We start from the raw sequence: 3,874 nt of genomic DNA, 5'->3' as shown, positions 1-3,874 counted from the left end.
GGCGCGCCGGTGTCTGGACTGAGGAGCGAAGGAGCGAAGCGGATGAGCGACGAGGGAAGACACCGGCACCGGGGGCGCCCAAGCCCGCGACGCCGAAGGCGTCGCCAAAAAACGCAACGAGGCCACCGCGGCGCGGTGGTCGCTGCCCGTGGCGGGCTCGACACCGGCGCTGGTCGCGGTGAGCCCTCGGTAGAGGATGTGGTCGGGCCGGGTCACGGGGAAGGACGAGGGCCAGGTGAACCCGAAGCCGTTCCCGGCCTCCTGCTGGGCGTCGGAGAGCGGTGGCACCAGACCGGAGCGCTTGCGATCCGTCGTCGCGGTGTTGAGGTCCCCAAGCAGGAGCAGGTGCTTGCTGTCGTCCTCGTCGACGATCTTCCTGGCGTGGACGAGGGTATCGTCCCGCTGCGCGGTCTGGCCGGGGCGGGCGGAGGCCAGGTGCATCACGTAGACGGTCAGCCTCCCCTTCGGCGTCCTGACCACCGCCCGCAGCGCCCTGGCCCAGTCCAGGCCGATGTCGACCTTGTGGGCCTTCAGGATCGGGAACCGGCTCCACAGGCCGACCGTGGTCACCTGGTAGCGATGCGGGAAGCGGCTGTCGAGCATCTTCGCGGCGGGGCCGCCGTCGGTCAGCTCCTGCACCGCGACCAGATCCCTGCCCCTGGAGACGTCACGCACCGCCCGCGCCGAGTCGCCGTTGGCCACCCCCACGTTGAGGGTCACGACCGACACGTCGCTCGGGCCGCCGGGTGGGGTCTGCAGTAGCGCGGGGCCGAACATGAGACCCCACACGGTCGCCGGGAGCAGCGCCATGACGATCACCTGCCATGACCGGGTGAACAGTGCGCCGACCAGCAGGAACGGTACGGCGACGCCGAGCCAGGGGAGCAGGCTCTCCAGCACCGGGGTGAACCCTCCCAGCTCGGGCAGGAGCCTGTGGCCACCGAGAACGAGGGCGAGAACCCCCGCAATCACCATGATCGCCCGCCTCAGCACACCGCTCCTTGTCCGCGTCCGCCCGGCTTCGAGGGGGTTCCCCGTCCGAGCTCCGTACGCTATCGGCCTTGCATCGTACGTGCGGGGCTTGGTGCTTCGACGGTGAGTCGATAGCCTTCTGTGCAGAGATAACGGAATAACATTCGGTTTTGTGGCGTGGTGGAAGGACGATCTCACGATGCGTATCGGTATGGCCCTGAACTACGCGGGGGGTTTCAAGGAGACGGTGGCCGAGCTGGCCGACTACGAGAAGGCCGGACTCGGCATCGTCTTCGTCGCCGAGGCGTACAGTTTCGACGCGGTCAGCCAGATGGGCTACATCGCCGCCAAGACCGAGCGGCTGCAGATCGCCTCCGGCATCCTGCCGATCTACTCGCGCACGCCCGCCCTGCTGGCCATGACCGCCGCGGGCATGGACTACGTCTCGGACGGCCGTTTCACCCTCGGCCTGGGCGCCTCGGGGCCGCAGGTCATCGAGGGCTTCCACGGCGTGCCGTACACCGCGCCGCTCGGCCGTACCCGCGAGGTCGTCGAGATCTGCAGGCAGGTGTGGAGGCGCGAGCGCCTGACCTACGAGGGCAAGCACTACACCGTCCCGTTGCCCGCGGACCGGGGAACCGGCCTGGGCAAGCCCTTGAAGATCATCAACCACCCCGTCCGCGACCGCATCCCCATCGTGATCGCCGCGATCGGCCCGAAGAACGTCGAGCTCTGCGCGGAGCTGGCCGAGGGCTGGGAGCCGATCTTCTACATGCCGGAGAAGGCCGCCGAGGTCTGGGGCGCCTCCCTGGCCGCGGGCAAGGCGAGGCGCGACCCATCCCTCGGGGAGCTGGACGTCATCGCCCAGGCCCCGCTCGCCATCGGCGACGACGTGTCCGGGTGGCTGGAGCTCGGTCGTCCGATGGCGGCCCTCTACATCGGCGGCATGGGCGCGAAGGGCAAGAACTTCTACAACGACCTGGCCCGCCGGTACGGCTACGAGAAGGAGGCCGAGCAGATCCAGAACCTCTATCTCGACGGCAAGAAGGAGGAGGCGGCGGCGCTGGTCCCGGGGGAGCTGCTGGAGGCGATGTCGCTGATCGGCTCCGAGGGCCATGTCCGCGACCGCCTCCAGGCGATGAGGGAGTCGGGCGTCACGACCGTCAACGTCATGCCGCTCGGCCGCACGCACGACGAGCGCCTCCGGCTCATCGAGAAGGTGGGGGAACTGGCCTCCTGATCCCCGCGGGCCGGGCTCCCGCCGAGGACTCCGCTCCCGGCGGAGGCGGAGGGCCGTTGAGGGGAGGAGAGCCGCCCGCGGCGGCGACCCGCGACATCACCGAAGCCTCCGTTCCCACGGGAACGGAGGCTTCTCTCATGGGTGAGAACGTGATATGGATCACTGATATAAGCGAAATTTCCTATCGGATTAGGGGGTTTCACGCCTCGTGAGGTTCTCCCCGGTGATCGTGTTGCTCGTCGGGCGACTGCACGTGGACCTGTGTCGCCTGAGCAGCCAGCTCTGTCCCTGAACGCATTTCCCTCCCTCTCCTCGCCCCGCATGCCCCGCCTTGGCGCGAGCATGCCCTTTTTCGCCGGAGTCGCGTTCGTGAAGAAACTCTCTTTCTCCCTGCAGTTGCTGCTCGGCCTGGTGATCGGCGCCGCCCTCGGGTTCGTCGCCCGCGCCGGTGACGTCGCCTGGCTCACCGCAACCCTGACCGAGGTCGGCAAGATCTTCGTCCAGCTCCTCAAGCTCGCGGTCCCGCCGCTGGTCTTCACCGCGGTCGTGGTCAGCGTGGCCAACCTGCGCAATGTCAGCGGAGCCGCCAGGCTCGCGGGCAAGACGCTGTTGTGGTTCCTGATCACCTCGCTGATCGCGGTGGTCTTCGGCATCGGCCTCGGCCTGATCATCAACCCGGGCCAGGGCGTCGCCATCGCCACCGAGGGGGCCAAGGCCGTCGATCTGGAAGGCGCGGGAACCTGGCTGGACTTCCTGACCGGAATCATCCCGACCAACATCGTCACCGCCTTCACCGAGCTCAACGTCCTTCAGATCGTCTTCCTGGGGGTCGTCCTCGGCGCCGCGGCCCTGGCGGCGGGCGAGAAGGCCGAGCCGTTCCTCGTTCTCAGCCGCTCGGTCCTCGAACTGGTCCAGAAGGCCCTGTGGTGGGTCATCAGGCTGGCGCCGATCGGCACCGCCGGTCTGATCGGCAAGTCCGTGGCCGCCTACGGCTGGGACCTGCTCGCCCCGCTCGCCAAGCTCAGCGCGGGCGTCTACATCGGCTGCCTGCTGGTGCTCCTGGTGAGCTACCCGCTGCTGCTCGCCTTCGTCGGCAAGGTCAGCCCGATCACCTTCTACCGCAACGCCTGGCCCGCGATCGAGCTGGCCTTCGTCTCCCGTTCCTCGGTCGGGACCATGCCGCTCACCCAGCGGGTCACCACCGAACGCCTGGGGGTGGACGGCGACTACGCCTCCTTCGCGGTGCCCTTCGGGGCGACCACCAAGATGGACGGCTGCGCCGCGATCTATCCCGCGCTCGCCGCGATCTTCGTGGCCCAGGTGTTCAACATCCCGCTCGGCGTCGGCCAGTATCTGCTGATCGCGTTCGTCTCCGTGGTCGGCTCGGCCGCGACCGCGGGGCTGACCGGCGCGATCGTGATGCTCACCCTCACCCTGAGCACGCTCGGCCTGCCCCTGGAAGGTGTCGGGCTGCTCCTGGCCATCGACCCGATCCTCGACATGATCCGCACCGCGACGAACGTCGCGGGGCAGATCGTGGTGCCGGTGCTGGTCGCCCGGTCGGAGGCCGTGCCGGAACCTTCCTGACCGTGGTGTGACCCAGACCGAGCTGGCCCTGGGCGTTGTCGCCCCACGCCCACACCTCACCGCCTGACGCGTTCC

Annotated in this window: 4 protein-coding genes; 3 read left to right on the top strand and 1 reads right to left on the bottom strand. The window is 68.7% G+C overall.

The features are described from left to right. A partial coding sequence (locus AB0395_RS47710) for an endonuclease/exonuclease/phosphatase family protein (protein WP_366294887.1) occupies positions 1-993 on the bottom strand: 993 nt, incomplete at its 3' end. Positions 994-1,171: 178 nt separating this feature from the next. Here AB0395_RS47710 and AB0395_RS47705 point away from each other — a divergent pair. The 3 genes from AB0395_RS47705 to AB0395_RS47695 all read left to right on the top strand — a co-directional run bounded on the left by AB0395_RS47705 (position 1,172) and on the right by AB0395_RS47695 (position 3,799). Then, positions 1,172-2,212: an LLM class F420-dependent oxidoreductase gene (locus tag AB0395_RS47705; protein WP_366294884.1), complete on the top strand. Its 1,041-nt coding sequence runs from the start codon at positions 1,172-1,174 to the stop codon at positions 2,210-2,212. A 208-nt stretch (positions 2,213-2,420) separates the two neighbouring features. Continuing rightward, positions 2,421-2,504: a putative leader peptide gene (locus AB0395_RS47700; protein ID WP_366294889.1), complete on the top strand. Its 84-nt coding sequence runs from the start codon at positions 2,421-2,423 to the stop codon at positions 2,502-2,504. A 77-nt stretch (positions 2,505-2,581) separates the two neighbouring features. After that, positions 2,582-3,799: a dicarboxylate/amino acid:cation symporter gene (locus AB0395_RS47695; RefSeq protein WP_366294882.1), complete on the top strand. Its 1,218-nt coding sequence runs from the start codon at positions 2,582-2,584 to the stop codon at positions 3,797-3,799. The last annotated feature ends 75 nt before the right edge of the window (positions 3,800-3,874 follow it).

The organism is Streptosporangium sp. NPDC051023, assembly GCF_040689595.1.
GTDB lineage: Bacteria > Actinomycetota > Actinomycetes > Streptosporangiales > Streptosporangiaceae > Streptosporangium.
The sequence above is the reverse complement of the archived record's forward strand: the minus strand, read 5'-3'. Positions and strand labels throughout refer to the sequence as shown.

Bases quoted from the DNA above. Each gene is read 5' to 3' on its own strand.
- AB0395_RS47705 (WP_366294884.1), top strand. From the start codon at position 1,172: ATGCGTATCGGTATGGCCCTGAACTACGCGGGGGGTTTCAAGGAGACG.